Here is a 22,865-nt window from a genome sequence, read left to right on the forward strand (position 1 = left end):
TTACTAACCACTTAAACTATACTTATGAAAACAACAGAAGACAGAATTCAGGAATTGATTAACGATTGGATAACGAACCCAAGATGGAAAGGTGTTGAACGTCCTTATACTGCAAGTGAAGTAGTTGAACTTCAGGGTTCATATCATATTGAGCATTCTATTGCGAAAATGGGAGCGCAAAAATTATGGAAAAAGTTAAAAAGTCAGGATTATGTAGCTGGTTTGGGGGCGTTGACTGGAAATCAGGCGATTCAGGAAGTTGATGCGGGTTTAGAAGCGATTTATTTAAGCGGATGGCAGGTTGCTGCTGATGCAAATCTGGCGGGCGAAATGTACCCTGACCAATCACTTTATCCGGTAAACAGCGTTCCGATGGTGGTAAAAAAGATCAACAACGCTTTATTGCGTGCGGATCAGATTCAAACTGTAAATAAAATTGAAGATAAAAAAGATTATTTGGTTCCAATTGTAGCTGATGCCGAAGCGGGTTTTGGAGGAAACTTAAATGCTTTCGAATTAATGAAATCTATGATTGAAGCGGGAGCTTCTGGAGTTCATTTTGAAGATCAATTAAGTTCTGCTAAAAAATGCGGACACTTGGGCGGAAAGGTTTTGGTTCCAACTCAGGAAGCGATCAATAAATTAATTGCAGCGCGTTTGGCAGCAGATGTTATGGGCGTTTCAACTTTAATCGTTGCCAGAACAGATGCGGAGGCAGCTAATTTATTAACGAGTGATGCAGATCCAAGAGATAGGAAATTCTTAACTGGTGAAAAAACGGACGAAGGCTTTTTCTACGTTAAAAACGGAATCGAGCAGGGAATCGCAAGGGGTTTGAGCTATGCACCTTACGCTGATTTAATTTGGATGGAAACCAGTAATCCGGATTTAGAATTTGCAAGAAAGTTTGCAACGGCTATGAAAAAAGAATTCCCGGATAAAATGCTGGCTTACAATTGTTCTCCGTCTTTTAATTGGGCTGCGAAATTAACGGTTGCCGAAATGGAAACGTTTAGAGAAGATTTAGCAGCAATGGGTTATAAATTCCAGTTCATCACTTTGGCAGGATTCCACGCTTTGAATACGAGTATGTTTGAATTGTCTAAAGCATATAAAGAACGCGGAATGGCAGGATATTCTGAGTTGCAGGAACGAGAATTTGCTTTACAGAAAAACGGATTCAGAGCGGTAAAACATCAGGCTTTTGTTGGAACTTCTTATTTCGACGCAGTTCAAAATACGGTTATGATAGGAAGATCTTCAATAACAGCAATGAAACATTCTACTGAGGTTGAGCAATTTTAATTCACTATACACGGTTCGTTTTTGAGCCGTGTTTTTTTTGCCACAGATTTTACAGATTAAAAGGATTAAAAAAATGTTGCCACGAATTACACAAATTTTCACGAATTTTATTTTAATTTTTAAATCAATTAATTCGTGAAAATTTGTGTAATTCGTGGCGAAAAAAAAATCCTTTTTAATCCTTTTAATCTGTGGCAAAAGAAAAACTTATTTCTTCAAAAGTCTAGCTTTCATTTTACTGAAAAATTCGGGTGTTACGCCAATGAAAGAAGCGATTTGTTTTTGAGGAACTTTGTGGACTAATGTTCCGTATTTCTTAGTGAATTTTTCAAAACGCTCTTCGGCAGGTAAACTTAAATTGTCCATTAATCGCTGTTGATTAGCGACCAATGAATTTTCAATTAGAATTCTAAAAAAGCGTTCCAGTTTTGGAATCTCAATAAACAATTGATCCTGATTTTCTTTGGATAAAGAAACAACTTCGGCTTCTTCCAGAACTTCAATAAAAAGCTGTCCCGGTTTTTGCGAAAAATAACTGTACATGTCGCTCATCCACCAGCCTTCGCAGGCAAATGATAAAACATGTTCAACAATATTATCGTTGATATTGAAACTTCTTAAAATTCCTGAGTTTACAAAATAAGAATGTTTGCAGACTTCGCCGGCATTTAATAGAATCGTTTTTGCTTTATAAGTATTTGTTTCTAGTTTAGATAAAAAAAGTGCTTGTTCCTCTGGTGTCAAAGAAACATGTTTGGCAATATTTTCAAGAATTAATGCCATTATTTTTCGTTTACTAGAGTGAATGAAGTCGCTTTAAATCTATTATTTACGATTTCTCCAGTAACTAAAGCTTTGCTGATTGCATTGCAAAAACCTTTTTCTGAATGTGCATCGCCGTGATCGTGAATAGTAGTTCCATCAACGAAATATGTTTTTCCATCAATACGAACCGCTAAATCACAGCTTTTACCTTTCATTCCGAATTGACATTCTCCACAAGAAGCTTCAACAATTGTTGGTTTATCGATTACTTTTTTAGATTGAGCCTGAGCTGCAATTCCAATAAACAGGAAAAGCACGAATATAATTTTTTTCATTTTTTATGAATTTACAGTTATTAATTTTGCCGTTTCTTTGGCGCGTTCGGTTACTTTTTCGATTGGAGTTGATAAAGAATCTTGAGCTAAAACAACTCCCATTCGGCGATATGGTCTTGAAGTTGGTTTGCCGAAAATCCTGAAATCGGTTTTTGGTAAAGCGGTTACTTTTTCTATTCCGGTAAAAGTTGGATTTGTTGAATCTTCAGATGCTAAAATTACGGCACTTGCTCCGGCTTTTTCTAATGTAATTTCAAAAATAGGGAGACTTAAAATAGCTCTTAAGTGCAATTCGAATTCATTAAAATTCTGAGTTCCTGCTAAAGTTACCATTCCGGTATCATGCGGACGAGGAGAAAGTTCAGAGAAATAAACGCCTTCTTTTGTTAGGAAAAATTCAACACCAAAAAGTCCGGCTCCTCCAAGCGCTTCCGTAATTTTTTCAGCCATATCCTGCGCCTCGTATAAATCGGCTTCAGAAACTTGTGCCGGCTGCCAGCTTTCCTGATAATCACCACGTTCTTGTCTGTGACCAATTGGAGCGCAAAACAATGTTGGATTATTATTTTGAGTAATCGTTAAAAGTGTAATTTCAGAATCAAAATCAACAAAAGCCTCTACAATGACTTCAATAACATCGCCACGCGAACCTGCAACGGCATATTGCCAGGCTTTTTCGATATCACTTTCTGTTTTGATTGTCGATTGCCCTTTTCCAGATGAAGACATTAAAGGTTTTACTACGCACGGAATTCCAACTTCCTGAACGGCTTTTTGAAGTTCTTCGGCCGAAGTTGCATATTGATATTTTGCTGTTTTTAATCCGAGTTCTTTCGCGGCTAAATCACGAATGGCTTTACGGTTCATAGTAAAGTTTGCCGCTTTCGCTGATGGAACAACGGTGATTCCTTGTTTTTCGTAATCGTAGAAACGTTCGGTGCGAATGGCTTCTATTTCAGGGACTATAAAATCTGGTTTGTGTTTGGCTACGATTCTGTCAAGAGCTTCACCGTCGAGCATATTAATGACTTCAAAACCGTGTGCAACCTGCATGGCGGGTGCATTTTCGTAACTATCAACAGCAATTATGGTTTGTCCGATTCGTTGTGCGGCTATGACAAATTCTTTGCCTAATTCGCCTGAACCCAGGAGTAGTATTTTCATTTTGGAATTTTGTAAATAATGGAGTAGTAAAAGTAGGGAAAAATGTTTTTAACCGCAAAGCCTATTCGCATGGATTGGTGTAGAGACGACTGCAGTGCGTCTGCGTAATCTAGGTTTAACCGCAAAGTTCGCAAAGGATTTACGCAAAGAACGCAAGGTATTGATGTTAAGGAAGAAGGCGGAGGTTCGCAAAGTATCTCACGTAGATTTTGGAGATTCGGCTGATTTAATTTTTTTTAGGATAAATTGCCTCCGGCTTTAGCTGGAGGAAGTTAATAGATTAAAAGAGAGGCTTTAGCCAAAATTCTTGTTTTTTGGCTAAAGCCTAATTGGGAGATTCCTTTTTGACCTCCAGCTAAAGCTGAAGGCAATTCAATTCAAGATTGGGTATTTTGGTTTAGTTTTATAATTATTAAACTGGCGATAAAATTTAAAACCATTAATACAAATGATAGAAATAAGATCATTAGCATTGAAAATAAAATTTGATAAGGAATTTGTGTGTTAAATACAGATGAAATTCCGTTTACGAATAATCCGATAATATATATTGTAAAAAGAGCGGTTATAATTTTTGAACTTACTCCAAAAGAAAATTGGGAGCAAGCTTTGAAAAAATGTATTTGATTTAATGATGAGTTTATTTTTTTAGCGGTATTCCAAAATAGAAAAACTATAAAAATCGGAAATAAAATTCCCCAGAAAATTGGATTCCAAAACATACCGAAATCACATATTTGAATACATAAATCGATGAAATAACTATCCGAAAATATTAATAATGGAAAAAAAGCGGTCACAAAAATTCCACTAATAATTGCATGTTTTTGAATGTCATTTTTGGTTTCCATTTAAATTTAGTTTGAAGAGTAAAGATAAAAAATGGAATTTATTCTCACGCAGATTTTGGAGATTCAGGAGATTTAATTTGATTGGAATTTAATTTTTACATAAAGTAATCATACAGTTTGTCATTTCGAGGAACGAGAAATCTTCGTGAGAAGCTCGACAAAGATTGACCAATTGTAACGGAGTTACTTGCGAAGATTTCTCCTTCGTCGAAATGACAAGATTGTGGGAAATAGCAGGATTAAAAAAAGGTTCGCAAAGATTTTAAAATAATCTTTGCGAACCTTTGCGTATTTCTTTGTGCTCTTTGCAGTAAAAAAACCTTTGCGGTTAAACTTTTAATGAAAATGATCTTCTTCAATTTCAAATTCAGCATCTTTTTCCCAAATTTCCATTTCGCAGGGTTTACAGTTGAATTTTAATTTGTATTCAAGTTCACCTTGTTTTAATACTAATGGTTCTTTTACCTTAACACCAACTATATCTTTTTGGTGTATCGGACATTTTTTTAATTCGTATTTGATGCAATATTTCGTTGTCATTACACGAGATTTTCCTGGATCCCATTGTAATTCGAAAGCTTTTTCGATTTCAGTAACACCGTGACGTTCGTAGAATTTACGAGCCGTTTTGTTCGAAACGTTGTACATGAAATCCAATTTAGTTTCAGGATACGGATGTGACGTTTTTACCATTTGGTGTTCCTCACGTTTGTAATTTGCCAAACGAATTTCAGTCAACTGATCGTAAACTGTTCTTCGCATTTCATTGATTTTGGAAATAGGAAGGAACCAGTTTTGAGAAAACATAATGTTGATTTCATTAGCAGTATAAGGCGTAAAACCTGTTTTTGCTAATTGTGTTTTAATATTTTCTTCAATTGATTCGCCAGTTTTTGTCTGCTCTTTTGCATGTTCTAAATTAACGATGCTTACATTTCCGTCTTCGTCGGTTGCGATTAATTCGAAACCATTTTCAGTTTCTGTAAGTAGTAAAGTTGTGCTTAATTTACGAACAGCGCTATCTTCTCTTTCTACAATTTTGATGAAAGCAGCGTCGTTATTTCTGTAGATGAAAGTTCCGTCTTTTACTTCTTTTAGAACGTTTGGATAAATTTTGCCGTTTTCGGCTTTGTTTACGTAAATTCCGTCCGCCTCATTATTTTCGTTGATGAAACAAAGTCCGTCACCGTTATTTAATAATTCACCGTTTTCAATCTCGTAAGCGTTTCCAACAGTTTTAATTAATTTACCAATATATTGTCCTTTTGATTTTGGGCTTTCCCAAGAACCAATAGAGCTGTGTCTTTCGTTTACGAAATAGTCCGTATAGCCACGATTGAAGGTTCTGTTTAAAGAAGAATCAAAAGTATAAGTACAAGTTCCCGAAGAAGCTTTCATGTATTTTTCGCTTCCTTCGCCTTCTAAATAACTGTCTAGTTTTTGACGTAAATAAGACACGTTATTTTTTACATAAACAACATCTTTCAATCGACCTTCGATTTTGAAAGAAACAATTCCAACTTCAATTAAATTCGGGATCTGTTCTGAAATATCTAAATCTTTAATCGAAAGTAAGTGACTATTTTTGATTAGTGTTTCTCCGTTTCCGTCGATTAAGTTATAAGGTAAACGACAGTTTTGTGCGCAAGAACCACGATTGGCGCTGCGTTCTCCGTTGGCCACACTCATATAACAGTTTCCGCTAAAAGAAACACATAAAGCTCCAGTTACGAAAAACTCTAACTCAACATCGGCGTGGTCGTAAATTGTTTTAATTTGATGTAGGTTTAATTCGCGGGCTAAAACCACACGTTTAATTCCGGCATCTTTAAGGAATTTAATTTTATCGGCATCACGATTATTGGCTTGTGTGCTGGCGTGAAGTACGATAGGAGGTAGCTCCATTTCCATAATGGCCATATCTTGAATAATCAGGGCGTCGACACCAATTTCGTATAACTCCCAGATCATTGTACGACAAGTTTCTAATTCATTATCGTATAAAATGGTATTCATAACAACGAAAACCTGAGCATTAAATAAATGTGCATATTGTACTAAAGCGGCAACATCTTCAATAGAATTGTTGGCGTTAGAACGTGCACCAAATTGTGGCGCACCAATATATACTGCATCAGCACCACTGTTGATGGCTGCCATTCCTCCAATTAAATCTTTAGCAGGAGCTAATATTTCGATTTTCTTCTTCATTTCTAAAACTTTAGACTTTTGTGGTATTCCCGAAAAAAAGTGTGCAAAGGTCTTATAAATTATTTGAGTTTGCTAATGATGAAGGTATTTTTTTGAAATTGTTAACTTAATATGGAATGAGTTAATGTTATTTTCTTAATCCGATCAGGATGTCGATATATAAAAACAAAAAAACTATCTGATTATTTAAACCAGATAGTTTTCCTAAAATAAAAGTGTCAATAATAATTAGTTCGCTTTCATTTTAATTTGTGATAAAGTATTTTGAATACTGTTTAATTGTTTTGAAACAATAAAAACCTGACTGTGTTCTAATTCATTATCATCAAGTGCTTTTTTGTATTTTTCAATAGCAGCTTCTTCTCCGGTAATACACGCATTTATGATTGCTTCGGTATCTCCGCCTGTGAAAGATGATTTAATATCAATCCATGTACGGTGTAAAGCTCCTAATGGTCCGCCGCCAGAAGTGTCTGTCGATTTTCCGAGTTTATTGATTTCATCTTGTAATTCTACAATAAATAAAGCTCTTTCTCGGGCATATTCCAGAAAATCAGCTTTAATGGCTAAATTTTCAACATGTTCTGCGGCGTTTGTATATCCTAGTTTTCCATCCTCAAGAATTGAAATTAATCCTTCTAAAGTTTTAACTGTTTCTTTTGTGGTTTCATCAGTATGTATCATGACTAATAGTTTTTAAATTAATACATTACAAAGTTGACGATTTCTAAAGTGTTATGTTTTACAGGATTATGTGCGGGGTTTTACAATATTGTGGAATGGGAATTTTGAAACTTATAATTTATGTTTCCCGCAGATTTGAGAGATTTTTGAAAATGAATCGTCTCATTTCCGTGTTGCGTGAGGGATAGCAGTGGAAAGCCCACAGCCTGACGAAGGAAGTGCGAGGACTTGTAACGAATAGCCCGACCCGGAGGGGCACGCCCAAAAATTATAGAAACTTGTTTTTTGTAACCTTTAGTTGATTGATGCCGTCAAAGCTTTATCAATCAAACTAAATAATCGCAAAATGAAATCAATCTTAAAATCGTTTATTGTTCTATTTATAATGGCTTGTTCGGGTTTGTCGGCTCAGAATTTAGAGACTAAGATAGATAGTTTAATTACTTCAAAGTTTAAACCTGAAAATCCGGGAGCAGTTTTTTTGGCGGTTAAGAAAGGAAAAGTGGTGTACAGAAAAGCTTTTGGAATGGCTGATTTAGAAATGAATATTAAAATGAAACCTGAATTTGTTTTTGAAATTGGTTCGATGACCAAACAATTTACGGCTGTTTCTATTTTGATGCTTGCTGAACAGGGAAAACTGAAGCTTGATGATGAAATTACGAAGTTTATTCCGGATTATCCAACGAATGGAAATGTAATTACACTGCATCATTTGCTAACGCATACTTCAGGGATTAAAGATTTTACGAGTATGAAATCAATTAAAGATATTGCAAGACGGGATTTGTCGCCTAAAGAATTAGTGGATTTTTTTAAGAATGAACCTATTGATTTTAAACCTGGTGAACAGTATAAATATTGTAATTCTGGATATGTGCTTTTAGGTTATATAATTGAAATCGTATCAGGAAAGACTTATGAGGAATTCATAACTCAAAATATTTTTAAGAAAGCAGGAATGGAAAATAGTTATTATGCAAGTCATGATAAAATTATCAAAAACAGGGTTTCGGGTTATCGTGACAAGAATGGTTATGTAAATGCAAATTATATTAGTTTTTCTATTCCGTATGCTTCGGGTTCGATAATGTCTACTGTAGATGATTTGCTGAAATGGCAAAATGCAATAAATACCAATGTATTATTAAGTCCAACTTACACAGAAAAAGCTTTTACGAATTATCAGCTAAATAACGGGACAAATATTGATTATGGATATGGCTGGCATTTAGAAAAGGTGAAAAACAAAATAATCCGCGAACATGGCGGAAGTATTTTCGGTTTTAAATCTATGGGAGTTTATGAGCCAACAGAACAGGTTTATGTGGTTGGTTTGAGTAATTGCGAATGCAATTCTCCAACGGCTATTACAAAAGATATTGCTGCGCTTTTAATTGACTAAATAAAAAAAGGGTGTTTTTAAAACACCCTTTTTACTTCATATTGTTGTAGCTAATTATACAGTCAAAGCTTCTTTGATTCTGCGTAATGCTTCTTTTAAAATATCATTGCTTGTTGCGTAAGAGAAACGAATACAGTTTGGATTTCCGAAAGCGTCTCCAGTTACTGTTGCAACATTTGCTTCTGCCAAAAGATACATCGAAACGTCGTTTGCATCTTTGATTTCAGTTCCTTTTAATGTTTTTCCGAAGAAAGAAGAAACGTCTGGGAATACATAAAATGCACCTTCTGGAACGTTGATTTTTACTCCCGGGATTTCTTTTAATAATCCTACAACTAAATCTCTACGACCGTGGAAAGCCTGAACCATTTCGTTTAATACTTTTGGGTCAGCATCTACTGCAGTAATTGTAGCTCTTTGCGCCACAGAATTTGCTCCAGATGTTACTTGCCCTTGAATTTTTGTACACGCTTTTGCGATAAATTCCGGTGCTCCAATATATCCAATTCTGTATCCTGTCATTGCAAATGCTTTTGCAACTCCGTTTACTGTGATTGTTTTTTCTAACATTCCCGGAATTGAACCGATACTGCAGAAAGTTCCTGAGAAATTGATGTGCTCATAAATTTCATCGGCAACTACGTAAATATTTGGGTGTTTTTCTAAAACTTTTGCAAGTGCTGTTAATTCTTCTCTGCTATAAACAGATCCTGAAGGATTACATGGAGAAGAGAACCACATCATTTTTGTTTTTGGTGTAATTGCAGCTTCTAATTGCTCTGGTGTAATTTTGAAATCTGTTTCTACAGATGTTGGAACTTCAACCGGAACTCCGCCAGAAAGTTTTACGATTTCGAAATAAGAAACCCAGTATGGTGCTGGTAAAATAACTTCGTCACCATCGTTTAACATTACTTGTGCAATGTTGTATAAAGATTGTTTTGCTCCTGTAGAAACTACGATTTGAGATGGTTTGTACTCTAAATCATTGTCTCTTTTGAATTTTCTACAGATAGCTTCTTTTAAATCCTGGTATCCATCAACAGGAGAATAGGTACTGTAATTATCGTCGATTGCTTTTTTTGCAGCTTCTTTAATAAAGTCTGGTGTATTAAAATCTGGTTCACCTAAACTTAAACTGATAATGTCTTTTCCTTGTGCTTTTAGCTCGCGTGCTAAAGCAGCCATTGCTAAAGTTTGTGATGTTGCTAAGTTGTTGATTCTGTCCGAAAGAATATGGCTCATTATAAAATTTTTGAATGTCCTTAATTTGCTGCGCTAATTTAAGGATGGTTAATTATTAATAGATTTTTTTTAGTTTAAACAGATAATTCAGGTTTCATTCCTAAGTCACGCAAATGCTTGAAGTGAGCTATAATAGCACTTCCCATTGTTTTGTATTCGTAGTACGGTAAATTACATTCTTTTGCAGTTTCCTTTACGATTTTTGCAATTTTACCATAGTGAATGTGACTGATATTAGGAAAAATATGATGTTCGATTTGATGATTTAATCCGCCAGTGTACCAGTTTACAATTGCGTTTTTTGGTGCAAAATTAGTTGTAGTATACAATTGGTGAACTGCCCATGTGTTGTCCATTTCTCCTAATTCATTTGGAGATGGATTTGTAGTATGATCTACAACGTGTGCTAATTGAAATACAACACTTAAGATTAATCCTGCTGTGTAGTGCATTACGAAAAATCCTAGAAGCACTTTCCACCAGGTAATTCCAATAAGGATTGGTAAAACAATCCAGATTGAGATATAAATTACTTTTGTAATTATTAAAGTTGTCCAAAGAATTTTTGGGCTTTTTGGCTCTCCGTAAGATAATTTTCTTTTAAGATAATTTCTCATTTGCTTAAAATCGGTTGTAATAGCCCAATTGAAAGTCAATAATCCGTATAAGAAAACAGAGTAATAATGTTGAAAACGGTGAAAACTATGCCATTCTGCATGTTCTGTAAAACGGATAATTCTTCCGGCATCTAAATCTTCGTCGTGTCCCGGAATATTAGTATAAGTATGGTGAAGCACATTGTGCTGAACCTGCCAGTTGTAAACATTTCCTGCCAGAACATAAATGGTTCCGCCCATGAATTTGTTAATCCAGCTTTTATCTGAGAATGAACCGTGATTGCCATCGTGCATTACGTTCATTCCAACGCCTGCCATTCCAACGCCAATGACGATTGATAAAAGCAGCATTACCCAAAAAGGCATGTTTAATGTAAGGATCAAAAAATAAGGAGTTAAAAAAACGGCGAATAGAATAACGGCTTTTAAGTGTAACTTCCAGTTTCCTGTTTTCTGAATGTTATTCTCCTTAAAGTAATTGTTTACCCGTGAGTTAAGTGTTCTGAAAAACTTCAGATTGTCTTGCCTTGCAAAAGTTGGAGCAGTGTTATTCATAATTGTTTTAAATAGTTTTCAAAGGTAATTATTATAAATTCTCAATTTGCAAAATTGAGTTAAATATTTCAATCGTAAAGTAGTACTTTTGTTAAAAATTTACTGCAATGGATGAGATATTGAAATATTTTCCTGATTTGACCGATCTTCAAATAGAACAATTTCAAAAATTAGACTTTTTATACCACGATTGGAATGAAAAAATCAATGTGATTTCGCGTAAAGACATTGATTCCTTATATACAAAACACATTTTGCATTCTTTAGGAATTGCTAAAATTATGAAGTTCGAACCAGGAGCAACAGTTCTTGATGTTGGAACCGGCGGCGGTTTTCCCGGAATCCCGTTAGCGATTCTTTTTCCGGAAACTCGTTTTTATTTAATTGATGTTATTGCCAAAAAAATAAAAGTAGTTCAGGGTGTTGTTGATGCATTAGAATTAAAGAACGTAAAAGCAGAACAAAAACGTGCTGAATTGGTAAAAGGCGATTTTGATTTTATCGTAAGCCGTGCCGTAACCAATATGCCTGATTTTGTTTCCTGGATAAATGATAAAATTAAAAAACAGCATAAGCATCTTTTAAAAAATGGAATTTTATATTTAAAAGGCGGTGACCTGGCCGAAGAATTAAAAGATTTTCCAAATGCGACTTTGTATGACTTAGCAGCAATATTTGATGATGAATTTTTTGAAACTAAAAAAGTGGTTCATCTTCCTTTAAAATTTAAATCTTAAGTTATATAAAAGTAAATAACCCGTAAAGAAGCTCTTTGCGGGTTATTTTTTGAATTAATAGTTTCTACTACTAAGATGCTCTCCTGGAAAAATCCAGAAAAGGATTTGCTTTTATGTCTAAATTATCAATAAAGTTATGAATGGCATTTTCTGATGCTTCCACAGAGTATTTAAATTCAGTATCAAAAAATAATTCTCTGCATAAAACCGGCTCGTTTGATGAGTCGTAAATTGCTTCATCTGTTTCGTCAAGATTATCATAGCTGTATTGACAAGGATACAAACGGATTAATTCTGCAATTGTATTTTCAAACCATTTATCAAATGTTTTCTTTTTTGGGGTTATGTGTCGGGCTAATAATACTAGACCTACAAGTTCACTTTGAAGCAGGTAAGAACCTTTTCTGTATTTTACATCTACCATTCTCACATTCATTAGAGCGATCCATAAAGCCCCGTTTACTAAACCATTAGCAGGTATATCAAGATTACAATCAAATAACAAAGGATTTGTTTGCTCGCGATCGTTAATCGAGCACCAAAGTGACTCGATGCGCTTTTGTGTATCTGATGTAAATTGTGTATAACCTGTAAAACGCCAGTAAACCCATTCTAATAAAGCAGCTGTTAAACCGACAGAAGCTTTGTGGTTAATTTGCATTAATACACTTTCTAATGCGTCATTGCCTTCAATAGGATCTAAAAGCTGATCAATTTTCTTTTTTGTCCATTTAAAATTAATTGGATGTCCAATACTTTTTGCTTCTAAAATTACGGCAGGTACATTGTTTAAATTTCTCATATTTCTTTAATTATTTATCTTGTATAAATTGTGATTTTTTTACAAGGACAAATTTAAAAGCATGTGTTTTTTTAGAACGGAACAAGAAGTTTTTAAAATAATAAAATACGGTTTTTTAGATGGTTAACTAGTTGATTTTTAATTAAATAAGAAAAGTACTACATTTTTAAAATTTGTCGCGTGTATAAGACTCTATGCATATTTGAAACCTGACTTTTATTGTTTTCAGAAATTTGAAAAAGTATTTCCACATAAGTTCAAGGGAGTAAAAAAGAAAAAGCCGAATCTTGAAAAAGATTCGGCTTTTTTATATGAACAGATCTCAAAACTTTAAACCTGTGTAACTTGAAACAAAAATTAACCTAAGAAAGGGTATCTGTAATCTTCTGGAGTTACAAAAGTTTCTTTGATAGTTCTTGGAGAAGCCCAACGTAATAAGTTCAATGCAGAACCTGCTTTATCGTTAGTTCCAGAAGCTCTTGCACCACCAAAAGGCTGCATTCCAACTACTGCTCCGGTTGGTTTATCATTGATATAGAAGTTACCTGCAGCATTTTGCAATTTCGTAGTTGCTACTTCAATAGCATAACGATCTTGACTAAATACAGCTCCAGTTAAAGCGTACTCAGAAGTAGTATCAACTAATTCTAAAGCTTCTTCCCATTTAGCATCTTCATAAACATAAATTGTAATTACTGGTCCGAATAATTCGGTTTCCATTGTAGTATATTTTGGGTTTGTAGTTACAATAACAGTAGGCTCAATAAAGTAACCTTTAGATTTATCGTAATTTCCACCAACGATAATTTCAGCATCAGCATCTTTTTTAGCCTGATCAATATAACTAGCTAATTTATCAAAAGAACCTTCGTGAATAACTGCTGTAATAAAGTTTCCAAAATCTTCCGGAGAACCCATTTTCATAGATTTTACATCAGCAATTAATTGTTCTTTTACAGCTGGCCATAAACTTTGCGGAATATAAGCTCTTGAAGCTGCAGAACATTTTTGACCTTGAAATTCAAAAGCTCCACGAGTAATACCCGTAACAACTTGTTTTACGTTTGCGCTTGGGTGTGCAATGATAAAATCTTTACCACCAGTTTCACCAACGATTCTTGGGTATGTTTTATAATGGTGAATGTTCGCTCCAATTTTAGCCCAGATATCTTTAAATACGTGAGTTGAACCTGTAAAGTGAACACCGGCAAAATCACGGCTAGCTAAAACAGTATCAGTAATCATTAAAGCATCTCCAAAAACAACATTGATAACGCCGTCTGGAACTCCAGCTTCTTTGAAAACATCGATAATAACTTTTGCAGAAAATACTTGGCTGTCACTTGGTTTCCAAACCACAACGTTACCCATCATAGCAGCACTTGCAGGAAGATTTGCAGCAATAGCAGTAAAGTTAAAAGGAGTGATAGCGTAAACAAAACCTTCAAGAGGTCTGTATTCTAAACGGTTCCAAACAGTAGAATCTGATTTTGGCTGATCGTTGTAGATTTGAGTCATAAACTCAACATTGTAACGTAAAAAGTCAATTAATTCGCAAGAAGCATCAATTTCTGCCTGATGAATATTTTTAGATTGACCAATCATAGTTGCAGCATTAATACGCGCTCTGTAAGGACCAGCGATTAATTCAGCAGCTTTTAAGAAAATAGCAGCACGTTGTTCCCATGCCATGTTTGCCCATGCTTTTCTTGATTCAAGAGCATTTGCAATCGCTTTTTCGATATGTTGTTTTTCAGCTAAATGATATTTTCCAACGATGTGTTTGTGATCATGAGGAGCTGTAATATTTCTTGTGTTTCCAGTTTTGATTTCTTCGCTTCCAATATATAAAGGAACATCAATTTGAGAGTTCCACATTGTAGTGTAAGCTGCCTGAACAGCTGCTTTTTCTGGTGAGTTCGGTGCGTAACCTTTTACAGGCTCGTTTACCGCTTTTGGTACATGAAAGAATCCTTTTAACATGGGATAAATTGTTTTAAAATTTACGAATTGTTTAATTTTCTACAAAAGTACAAATGATAATTTGATTATATCACAATACAATATTAAAAAGTTGTAATTTAATAAACTAATTACATGAAGTTGTAAAACAGGTCTTTGCATAAAGTTTTAAATTTGAGTTAGTTCTGAAAAGAATACTTTAATTGTACTATTATGAAAATCCCCCTTTTAGCTTTTAATGACAAAGGTATTTACTGCCAGCAGGCAGATGTTTATCTTGATCCGTGGCGTCCTGTAAAGAATGCTATAATCACACACGGACATGCCGACCACTCGCGCTGGGGACATCAAAATTATATTACACATCATACCAATATTCCCATAATCCGACATCGTTTGGGCGAAATAAATGTAACCGGAAAAGAATGGGGGGAAACCTTTGTAATCAATAACGTAAAATTTTCGCTTCATCCCGCTGGACATATTATAGGAAGTTCACAGATTCGGGTAGAACATAAAGGTGAAGTCTGGGTTTTTACCGGAGATTATAAAACTGAAGACGATGGAATTTCAACTCCGTATGAAGTCGTAAAATGCGACACCTTTATAACAGAATGTACTTTCGGATTACCCGCTTTTAACTGGACACCACAAGCCGAAGTTATTACAGAAATCAATAATTGGTGGGCAGAAAATAAAGCCGAAGGAAGAACTTCAATTCTCTTTGGATATTCATTAGGAAAAGCGCAAAGACTTTTAAAATATTTAGATACTGACATTGGAAAAATATACACCCACGGCGCAATAGAAAACATGACAAATGTTTTACGCCCAATGGTTTATTTTCCTCCAACCGAATTAATTACCAGAGAAACAAAAAGAGAAGCACTTTTAGGAAATATGGTTCTCGCTCCGCCAAGTGCACACGGAAGTATCTGGATTAGAAAAATGACGCCTTTTGTAACGGGTTCAGCAAGCGGATGGATGGCATTTCGAGGAGCAAGACGCCGACGTGCCATTGACAAAGGTTTCGTTTTAAGTGATCACTGCGACTGGCATTCTTTATTAGAAAGCGTAAAAGCAACGGGTGCAGAACGTGTAATATGTACGCACGGTTATACCGATATCTTTGCCAAATACTTACGAGAATTAGGTTACGATGCCAGAACCGAAAAAACACAATACGAAGGAGAAACTGCCGAAATGGAAAAAGAAGAAAAAGAAGCCGAAGTAGATCAAAATGAAACTTCGATTATTTCTGAAAATTAATAATTGGAGAATAATTTAACACATAGAAACATAGTTTTTCTTTGTGGTTAAAGGCATTTCATTTGTTCAAACAAACATAGCTATGTGTGAAAATCTAGATTTTTTAAAACCATCTTCCTTTTCAATTTTAAACCTATGTTTCTATGTGTTTAAAAACTATACGCAATGAGTTTAAAAATAATATGTTGTAAATGAAAAATTTCGCCCAACTTATAAAAACGCTGGACAGTTCAAACAAAACGAACGTAAAGGTCGACGCACTGACGACGTATTTTAAAAATGCATCGCCGGAAGATAAAGTATGGACTATTGCCATTCTTTCGCATCGTCGTCCGGCCAGACCTGTTAATACAACATTATTACGTCTTTGGGCAAATGAACTGGCGAATATTCCGTTGTGGCTTTTTGAAGAAAGTTACCATATTGTGGGCGATTTGGCTGAAACTATTGCTTTGATAATTCCAACTACAAAAGAACATTCCGATAAAAGTTTAACCGAATTTCTACAGGAAATCATTGCCTTAAAAAAGAAAACCGATTCGGAGAAAAAAGAATATTTACATGAAAACTGGGTAGCTTTAAATTATTACGAACGTTTCGTTTTTACCAAATTAATTACCGGAAGCTTCAGAATCGGCGTAAGCCAAAAATTAATGACAAGGGCTTTATCAAAAGCAGAAAATGTAGATGAAGATGCGCTGGCTTATAAATTAATGGGAAACTGGAACCCGAATACCATTACGTTTCAGGAATTGATTTTGGATGAAAAAAGCTCTGATTATTTATCAAAACCCTATCCGTTTTATCTCGCGTATCCAATTGAAGGCGAAGTCGAAGATTTAGGAAATCCCGAAGATTGGTCTATCGAACATAAATGGGACGGAATTCGTTCGCAAACCATTATTCGCGACGATGAAATTTATGTTTGGTCAAGAGGCGAGGAGTTGGTTACCGATAAATATCCTGAATTTAAAACTTTCGTTGGACTTATTCCAAACGGAACTGTAATTGATGCCGAAATCTTGGCTTTTCCTGAAAAGGAAATCGGAACTTTTAATGATTTACAAGCCCGAATTGGACGTAAAACCATATCGGCAAATTTGCTTGAAAAAGTTCCGGTTATTCTTAAAGCGTATGATATTTTAGAATGGGAAGGAAAAGATATTCGAAATTTACCGTATATAGAAAGAAGAAAATTATTGGAAGATTTATATGAAGAAATAAAAGATTATACGACTTCTTTTCAGCTTTCAAAACGAGTTGCTTTAACTTCTTGGGAAGATGTAGCAAACGAAAGAGAGCGCGCCCGCGAAATGAAAAGTGAAGGTTTGATGATAAAACGCAACAATTCGCCGTACCAAGTTGGAAGAAAAAAAGGCGATTGGTGGAAATGGAAAATCGAACCTTTGGTAATTGATGCCGTTCTCACATACGCCATGCGTGGACACGGACGACGCTCGAATTTATTTACCGATTATACTTTTGCGCTTTGGCAAAACAATGAAAAAGGAGAAAAAGAACTCGTCACTTTCGCAAAAGCATATTCCGGTTTAACCGATGCTGAATTCAGAAAAGTAGATGATTTTATAAAAAAGAATACTTTAGAACGTTTTGGTCCTGTTCGAAGCGTAACGCCACAATTGGTTTTTGAAATTGGTTTCGAAGGAATTTCTCTTTCTAAAAGACATAAAAGCGGAATTGCCACTCGTTTTCCAAGAATTTTAAGATGGCGACAAGACAAAAAAATAGAAGAAGCCAATTCTATCGAAGATTTAAAAAATATGATTTCATAAAATGTTGAATTAAATATATATAGTCCCTACGGGACAATTTGACGCTTCGAGTTATTTTTTACCAATATATAATCTCTCCGAGATATAATTTTTAGATTTTATTTATTGGTAAAGGAAATTTACAATGTATATGACTAACTAAAAGCTAATCCGTTAGGATTTAAATGTTGGTAGCAAAATAGAGATATGTCACAGAAAAACATCCCGTAGGGATTATATATAAATTTTGGAAAATAATAATTACGTCGTAAGTCAAAATTATATAATGAATAGAGAAGAACTATATGCAATTGCCGAAAACTGGTTTGAAAGTCAAGGTTGGAAATCTTTTCCGTTCCAGACGCAAACCTGGACTGCTTTTTTGCAGGGAAAAAACGGTTTATTAAACGCGCCAACCGGAAGCGGGAAAACTTACGCCTTATGGTTTCCTGTAGTTCTCGATTACATCAAAAAAAATCCCGATTATAAAACTAAACACAAAACCGGATTAAAAGCTATTTGGATTACGCCATTACGTGCACTTTCTGTAGAAATAAAACAAGCAGCAGAACGAATCATTACCGATTTAGATCTACCATTAACAGTCGGAATTCGTTCCGGAGATACTTCGCAAAGCGAAAGAGCAAAGCAGAAAAATAAAATGCCCGATCTTTTAATTACAACGCCCGAAAGTTTACAGCTTCTGTTAGCATCAAAACAATATGAAAAAACGTTTGCCAATTGTGGTGCTATCGTAGTTGATGAATGGCATGAATTAATGGGGACCAAACGCGGTGTGCAAATGGAATTGGCGCTTTCGAGATTAAAAACAATTGCGCCAAAAATGCGAATTTGGGGAATTTCGGCAACAATAGGAAATCTCGAATTAGCACAAGAAGTTTTATTAGGTCATGATACAGAAGCGTATCAAAATTCAGTTTTGATTAAAGCACACATCAATAAAAAAATCAAGATAGAATCGATTTTGCCAGAGAAAATGGAAACCTATCCGTGGCGCGGGCACATGGGTTTGCATTTAATTGATGAGGTTGCCAAAATCATCCGAAAAAGCAAAACGACTTTAATTTTTACCAACGTACGTTCTGCCTGCGAAATTTGGTTTCAGGCTATTTTAGAAAGATATCCCGAATTTGCAGGAGAAATGGCGATGCATCACGGAAGCATCAGCAGAGAAACACGTTTGTGGGTGGAAGACGCTATTAGAAATGAAGAATTAAAAGTGGTAGTTTGTACTTCCAGTCTTGATCTTGGTGTCGATTTTGCGCCTGTTGAAACCATTATTCAAGTTGGCGGACCAAAAGGTGTTGCGAGATTTCTGCAAAGAGCAGGAAGGAGCGGACATCAGCCGGGGAAAGAAAGTGTGATTTATTTTCTCGCTACACATGCAATGGAATTAATCGAAGCTTCGGCGTTAAAAAAAGCGGTTGCTCAAACCGTTGTCGAAGATCGAATGCCGTATTTGAACAGCTGGGACGTTTTGGTTCAATATCTGAATACGCTGGCAGTTTCTGACGGATTTTTTCCTGATGAAATTTACGAAGAAGTCAAAACAACATTTTGTTATCAAAACATAACCAAAGAAAACTGGAACTGGATTTTAAATTTCATCACAAACGGAAGCCAGAGTTTACAAGCTTACGATGAATTCAAAAAAGTAGAAATTGAAGAAGACGGACGTTTTAAAATCAACAGCCGTTTTATTGCCATGCATCACCGAATGCAAATGGGAACAATTGTAGGTGATGCCGTTTTGAATGTGAAATTTTTAAGCGGCGGTTTTATTGGAACTGTCGAAGAATGGTTTGCCTCAAAATTACAGCGAGGTGATGTTTTTACTTTTGCCGGAAGGCGGCTCGAATTGTTTCAAATTAAAAACATGCAGGTTTTAGTTCGAAAAGCCGATCCTAAAAAAACAGCAAGAGTCGTAAGTTGGATGGGAGGAAGAATGACTTTGTCGGCACAGATGAGTGAATTGCTTCGGGAAGAATTGTATGCGGCAAACACAGATAATTTAACGCCTGAATTAAAAGCCTTAAAACCCATTTTTGACAGACAGCGAAAAGAAAGTATTGTACCTAATAATGATGAATTTTTAATAGAAACCTTTAAAACGCGTGAAGGTTATCATGCGATTTTTTATCCGTTTGAGGGCCGATATGTTCATGAAGCAATGGCAAGTTTAATTTCGTATCGAATCAGTTTATTGTCGCCAATCACATTTTCACTGGCTTATAATGATTACGGATTCGAATTGCTTTCTGATCAGGAAATTGATATGCAGTCTGTTTTTGATAATAATTTGTTTTCGACAGAATATGTTCATCATGATTTGCAGAAAAGCCTGAACGCAACCGAAATGGCACGCAGAAAATTTCGTGATATTGCCGTAATCGCAGGTTTGGTTTTTACCGGAATGCCCGGAAAACCAATTAAAACAAAACATTTACAAAGCGGTTCGCAATTGCTTTTTGAAGTTTTTAGGGATTATGAACCCGATAATTTATTATTGCAACAGGCTTTTATCGAAACCTTTGAACATCAGTTAGAAGAAGGACGTTTAATTCAGGCTATGGAAAGAATAAATAACCAGAATATTGTTTGGAAACAATGCAAGAAACCAACGCCGTTTAGTTTCCCAATCATTACAGATCGTTTAAGAGAAAAAATATCAAGCGAAACATTGCAGGAAAGAATTAAAAAAATGACGGCAAGTTATATGAAATAGGTAAATATGAACATTAGTATAAACAATCAAAATTTTACGTTACATCAATCCGGTGCGGCTTTTTGGGAAGAAAAGAAAATACTTTTTATCTCTGATTTACATTTGGGGAAAATTGCGCATTTTAGAAAACATGGAATGGCAATTCCTGAAAAAGCGGTTTTGGAAAATTTTGCCCGATTAAATGAAGTGTTGAATTTATTCGATTCTGAAACTATTATTTTTCTTGGAGATTTATTTCACAGTAAAATCAATAACGAATGGGATTTTTTTGCAGATTGGACTAAAACGGTTTCTCAGCAGATTATCTTGATTGAGGGTAATCACGATATTATCTCAAAAAAAAACTACGCTGATCTAAATATTGAAATTTACGAAGAATTAATAATCGATGATTTTCTGCTTACGCATCATCCCACAACAAGAGAAAACTTTTTTAATTTTTGCGGACACATTCATCCCGGAATAAAACTAAAAGGTTTGGGCAGACAGTTTTTGAGTTTATCCTGTTTTTTTAGAAAACCGCATCAATTGATTTTTCCTTCTTTTGGAGAATTCACAGGCAATTTTTACTTAATTCCTGAAGAAAATGACCAAGTTTACGCCATTACAAAAGAAGAAGTAATAGAAATAAAACGCTGAATTAATTCAATGCAAAAGGAGCGCACATTCTAAAAGTAGGCACAATTACTTTGAAAGTTTTAGTTGTAGTGAAATTTATCATATTGAAATGACCTTTCATAGCACCGTAAGGAGATGATAATAAACAACCAGAGCTGTAAGTATGGTTTTCACCTGGTTTTAAAACAGGTTTTTTGCCTATAACGCCTTCACCATCAACAATATCTAAGTCGTTTAATGAATCGTGGATTTCCCAGTGGCGTGAAGTTAGCTGAACAGAATCTTTACTATGATTTTCGATTGTAACTACGTAACTAAAAGCAAAGTGAATCTTGTAGTTCTTGAAGTAAGTGCCTTCAAAACTAGTTAGAACCGATATTTTTATGCCTCGTGTAATTTGAGAAACCATATTAACCTAGTAAATCTGTGTGAGTTATAGGCACAAAGCTACGAAAAAAAACTAGGAAACCTAAAACCTTAACAATGTTTTAATTAACTATGTTTATGGAGTTTGCATTGCCTTTTCCTATAACTCTTTGATAACGATCTGTACTTTCTTTGTAATAAACTAATATAGTATACTCATTTTCTGTTTGATAAAAATTACCGTCAACGGCATTTTCATTATCTATATTACCTTTTTTATCAGCAACGGTGTATTGAAAATTAGTAAAACCTTGTTTGATCATTATTGCTTTTTCAAAAACAGCTTTATCGGTATTATAATCCAGTTTATATTCTGGCGATAAGCTGTAATTATTGAACATTCCCGTAACATAAATATCTTTGTTAAGCCTGAAAGCCGGAGCCGAAAGCGTGAAATAAACCCAGGCATAATCAGCTTCAATACTGTTGTCTGAACCATTTATGTTTTTCACAACAAAATTACCGTTTACGTCCTGATAATTGGTGTAAATCTGATTTCCTCTTGCTGCATTGGTATACAAATAAGCGTTGTAAATATCGTTGTTAGCGCCCACGCGTCCTACATTATTATTTGCAGCACGAATGTCTTTGTTTTCAAAATATAAAAATTCATTGCCGCCCCAAAATTGCGTTTCAGCATCGTATTTATAAACCAGTTGATTCCCAATGGTATATTGTGGTGGAATATTTTTAATGGCAGTATTGAAATTTCCGTTTTGCAATAAAAGAACTTTTACATTTTGAATTGGAGTCTGAAAAGTAATATCATTAGAAACAATCGAAAAATCCAAATTCTGTTTGTAATCGATATTGCTCAGGTTTCTCGTTCTTTTTACCTGTGCCGCCACCGTACAATGATCTTCGTATAAAATGAATTTTCGGGAGAAAATAACTTCTTTATCTTCATTTAAAATTTTCAGGATGTAATTTCCGGACAATCTTAACTGTGTTGTAAATTGATTTGGAAACGCCAGTCGGTAATGCGAATAAACCTGAAGCGTATTAAATGAGTTCGAATAATCTGTAATTCTCTGACCGTCAAAACCTCTTAAATAATCCGTTTTCGGAATATCAGTTGGTTTCCAGTTATAATCGCAATGTGTGATTTCAAAATAATAATTGGCTTCGTTGCCAAATAAATCATCAAACTGAAATTCAAAAGTAGAATTCATTTCAAATATCGGGACAACATTATTGCCATTCTGAACAAAAGTAACGGTTTTGATATTGTATGGAGGAACTACTTCAGTTTGTATTTCCTGAGCTTTCGCGAAAGTAAAAACAAAAAACAAAAGCAAACTTTGATATAAAAATTTTGGCATCTTATTACGTTGTAAGATTGTAAATATAAGAATTTTATTAAACGTAATAAGATGCCATTTATTGGATAAAGCGA

General features: G+C 34.8%; 18 protein-coding genes and 1 pseudogene. 7 read left to right on the forward strand and 12 right to left on the reverse strand.

Annotated features, from left to right (window positions below):
- Positions 1-24 precede the first annotated feature (24 nt).
- Positions 25-1,305 (forward strand): isocitrate lyase, encoded by a 1,281-nt coding sequence (gene aceA / locus B3C18_RS10220; RefSeq protein ID WP_073489120.1) that lies wholly within the window; start codon positions 25-27, stop codon positions 1,303-1,305.
- Between the two features lie 207 nt (positions 1,306-1,512).
- On the opposite strand, the gene B3C18_RS10225 is transcribed toward aceA, so the two are convergent.
- From B3C18_RS10225 to B3C18_RS10250, 6 genes and pseudogenes are all read right to left on the reverse strand, one after another.
- Positions 1,513-2,088, reverse strand: coding sequence for a Crp/Fnr family transcriptional regulator (locus tag B3C18_RS10225; protein WP_073489122.1), 576 nt, complete (start codon positions 2,086-2,088; stop codon positions 1,513-1,515).
- Positions 2,088-2,405 carry a DUF6370 family protein gene (locus B3C18_RS10230; protein WP_291146301.1) on the reverse strand — a complete coding sequence of 106 codons (318 nt, stop codon included), beginning with the start codon at positions 2,403-2,405 and terminating at the stop codon, positions 2,088-2,090. Before B3C18_RS10230 ends, B3C18_RS10225 begins: the two co-directional genes overlap by 1 nt.
- A 3-nt stretch (positions 2,406-2,408) precedes the next feature.
- Positions 2,409-3,572: pseudogene (gene purT / locus B3C18_RS10235) on the reverse strand (formate-dependent phosphoribosylglycinamide formyltransferase); the annotation flags it as partial.
- Between the two features lie 374 nt (positions 3,573-3,946).
- Positions 3,947-4,420: a hypothetical protein gene (locus B3C18_RS10240; protein WP_291146303.1), complete on the reverse strand. Its 474-nt coding sequence runs from the start codon at positions 4,418-4,420 to the stop codon at positions 3,947-3,949.
- Between the two features lie 336 nt (positions 4,421-4,756).
- A complete protein-coding gene (locus tag B3C18_RS10245; RefSeq protein ID WP_291146305.1) occupies positions 4,757-6,631 on the reverse strand; it encodes a peptidase U32 family protein in 1,875 nt (624 codons plus the stop codon).
- Positions 6,632-6,859: 228 nt separating this feature from the next.
- Entirely contained in the window at positions 6,860-7,315 is a 456-nt protein-coding gene (locus B3C18_RS10250) for a ferritin-like domain-containing protein (RefSeq protein WP_291146307.1), read from the reverse strand.
- Positions 7,316-7,661: 346 nt separating this feature from the next.
- Here B3C18_RS10250 and B3C18_RS10255 point away from each other — a divergent pair, with 346 nt between their 5' ends.
- Entirely contained in the window at positions 7,662-8,720 is a 1,059-nt protein-coding gene (locus B3C18_RS10255) for a serine hydrolase domain-containing protein (RefSeq protein ID WP_291146309.1), read from the forward strand.
- 54 nt (positions 8,721-8,774) lie between these two features.
- On the opposite strand, the gene B3C18_RS10260 is transcribed toward B3C18_RS10255, so the two are convergent.
- On the reverse strand, positions 8,775-9,965 hold the full coding sequence (locus B3C18_RS10260; RefSeq protein ID WP_291146311.1) for a pyridoxal phosphate-dependent aminotransferase: 1,191 nt from the start codon (positions 9,963-9,965) through the stop codon (positions 8,775-8,777).
- 74 nt (positions 9,966-10,039) lie between these two features.
- Complete coding sequence (locus tag B3C18_RS10265) at positions 10,040-11,137, reverse strand: fatty acid desaturase family protein (protein WP_291146313.1); 1,098 nt, start codon at positions 11,135-11,137, stop codon at positions 10,040-10,042.
- A gap of 107 nt (positions 11,138-11,244) precedes the next feature.
- On the opposite strand from B3C18_RS10265, the gene rsmG reads away from it, so the two are divergent.
- Entirely contained in the window at positions 11,245-11,874 is a 630-nt protein-coding gene (gene rsmG / locus B3C18_RS10270; RefSeq protein WP_291146315.1) for a 16S rRNA (guanine(527)-N(7))-methyltransferase RsmG, read from the forward strand.
- A 70-nt stretch (positions 11,875-11,944) separates the two neighbouring features.
- Here the strand turns inward: rsmG and B3C18_RS10275 are convergent, their stop codons facing one another.
- Both B3C18_RS10275 and pruA read right to left on the reverse strand, forming a co-directional pair.
- A complete protein-coding gene (locus tag B3C18_RS10275; RefSeq protein WP_291146320.1) occupies positions 11,945-12,676 on the reverse strand; it encodes a hypothetical protein in 732 nt (243 codons plus the stop codon).
- Positions 12,677-13,033: 357 nt separating this feature from the next.
- Positions 13,034-14,659, reverse strand: a complete 1,626-nt coding sequence (gene pruA, locus B3C18_RS10280; protein WP_291146322.1) for an L-glutamate gamma-semialdehyde dehydrogenase — start codon at positions 14,657-14,659, stop codon at positions 13,034-13,036.
- A 192-nt stretch (positions 14,660-14,851) separates the two neighbouring features.
- Here pruA and B3C18_RS10285 point away from each other — a divergent pair, with 192 nt between their 5' ends.
- From B3C18_RS10285 to pdeM, 4 genes are all read left to right on the forward strand, one after another.
- On the forward strand, positions 14,852-15,907 hold the full coding sequence (locus B3C18_RS10285) for a ligase-associated DNA damage response exonuclease (RefSeq protein ID WP_291146324.1): 1,056 nt from the start codon (positions 14,852-14,854) through the stop codon (positions 15,905-15,907).
- A gap of 191 nt (positions 15,908-16,098) precedes the next feature.
- Positions 16,099-17,700: an ATP-dependent DNA ligase gene (locus B3C18_RS10290; protein ID WP_291146326.1), complete on the forward strand. Its 1,602-nt coding sequence runs from the start codon at positions 16,099-16,101 to the stop codon at positions 17,698-17,700.
- Positions 17,701-17,965: 265 nt separating this feature from the next.
- Entirely contained in the window at positions 17,966-20,425 is a 2,460-nt protein-coding gene (locus B3C18_RS10295; protein WP_291146328.1) for a ligase-associated DNA damage response DEXH box helicase, read from the forward strand.
- Positions 20,426-20,431: 6 nt separating this feature from the next.
- Positions 20,432-21,064, forward strand: coding sequence for a ligase-associated DNA damage response endonuclease PdeM (gene pdeM / locus B3C18_RS10300; RefSeq protein ID WP_291146329.1), 633 nt, complete (start codon positions 20,432-20,434; stop codon positions 21,062-21,064).
- Position 21,065: 1 nt separating this feature from the next.
- Here pdeM and apaG read toward each other — a convergent pair whose 3' ends face one another.
- Positions 21,066-21,452, reverse strand: coding sequence for a Co2+/Mg2+ efflux protein ApaG (gene apaG / locus B3C18_RS10305; RefSeq protein ID WP_073489142.1), 387 nt, complete (start codon positions 21,450-21,452; stop codon positions 21,066-21,068).
- A gap of 79 nt (positions 21,453-21,531) precedes the next feature.
- Positions 21,532-22,791: a DUF5103 domain-containing protein gene (locus tag B3C18_RS10310; protein WP_291146332.1), complete on the reverse strand. Its 1,260-nt coding sequence runs from the start codon at positions 22,789-22,791 to the stop codon at positions 21,532-21,534.
- Between the last annotated feature and the right edge of the window lie 74 nt (positions 22,792-22,865).

The organism is Flavobacterium sp. UBA7680 (genome assembly GCF_002482975.1).
Lineage (GTDB): Bacteria > Bacteroidota > Bacteroidia > Flavobacteriales > Flavobacteriaceae > Flavobacterium.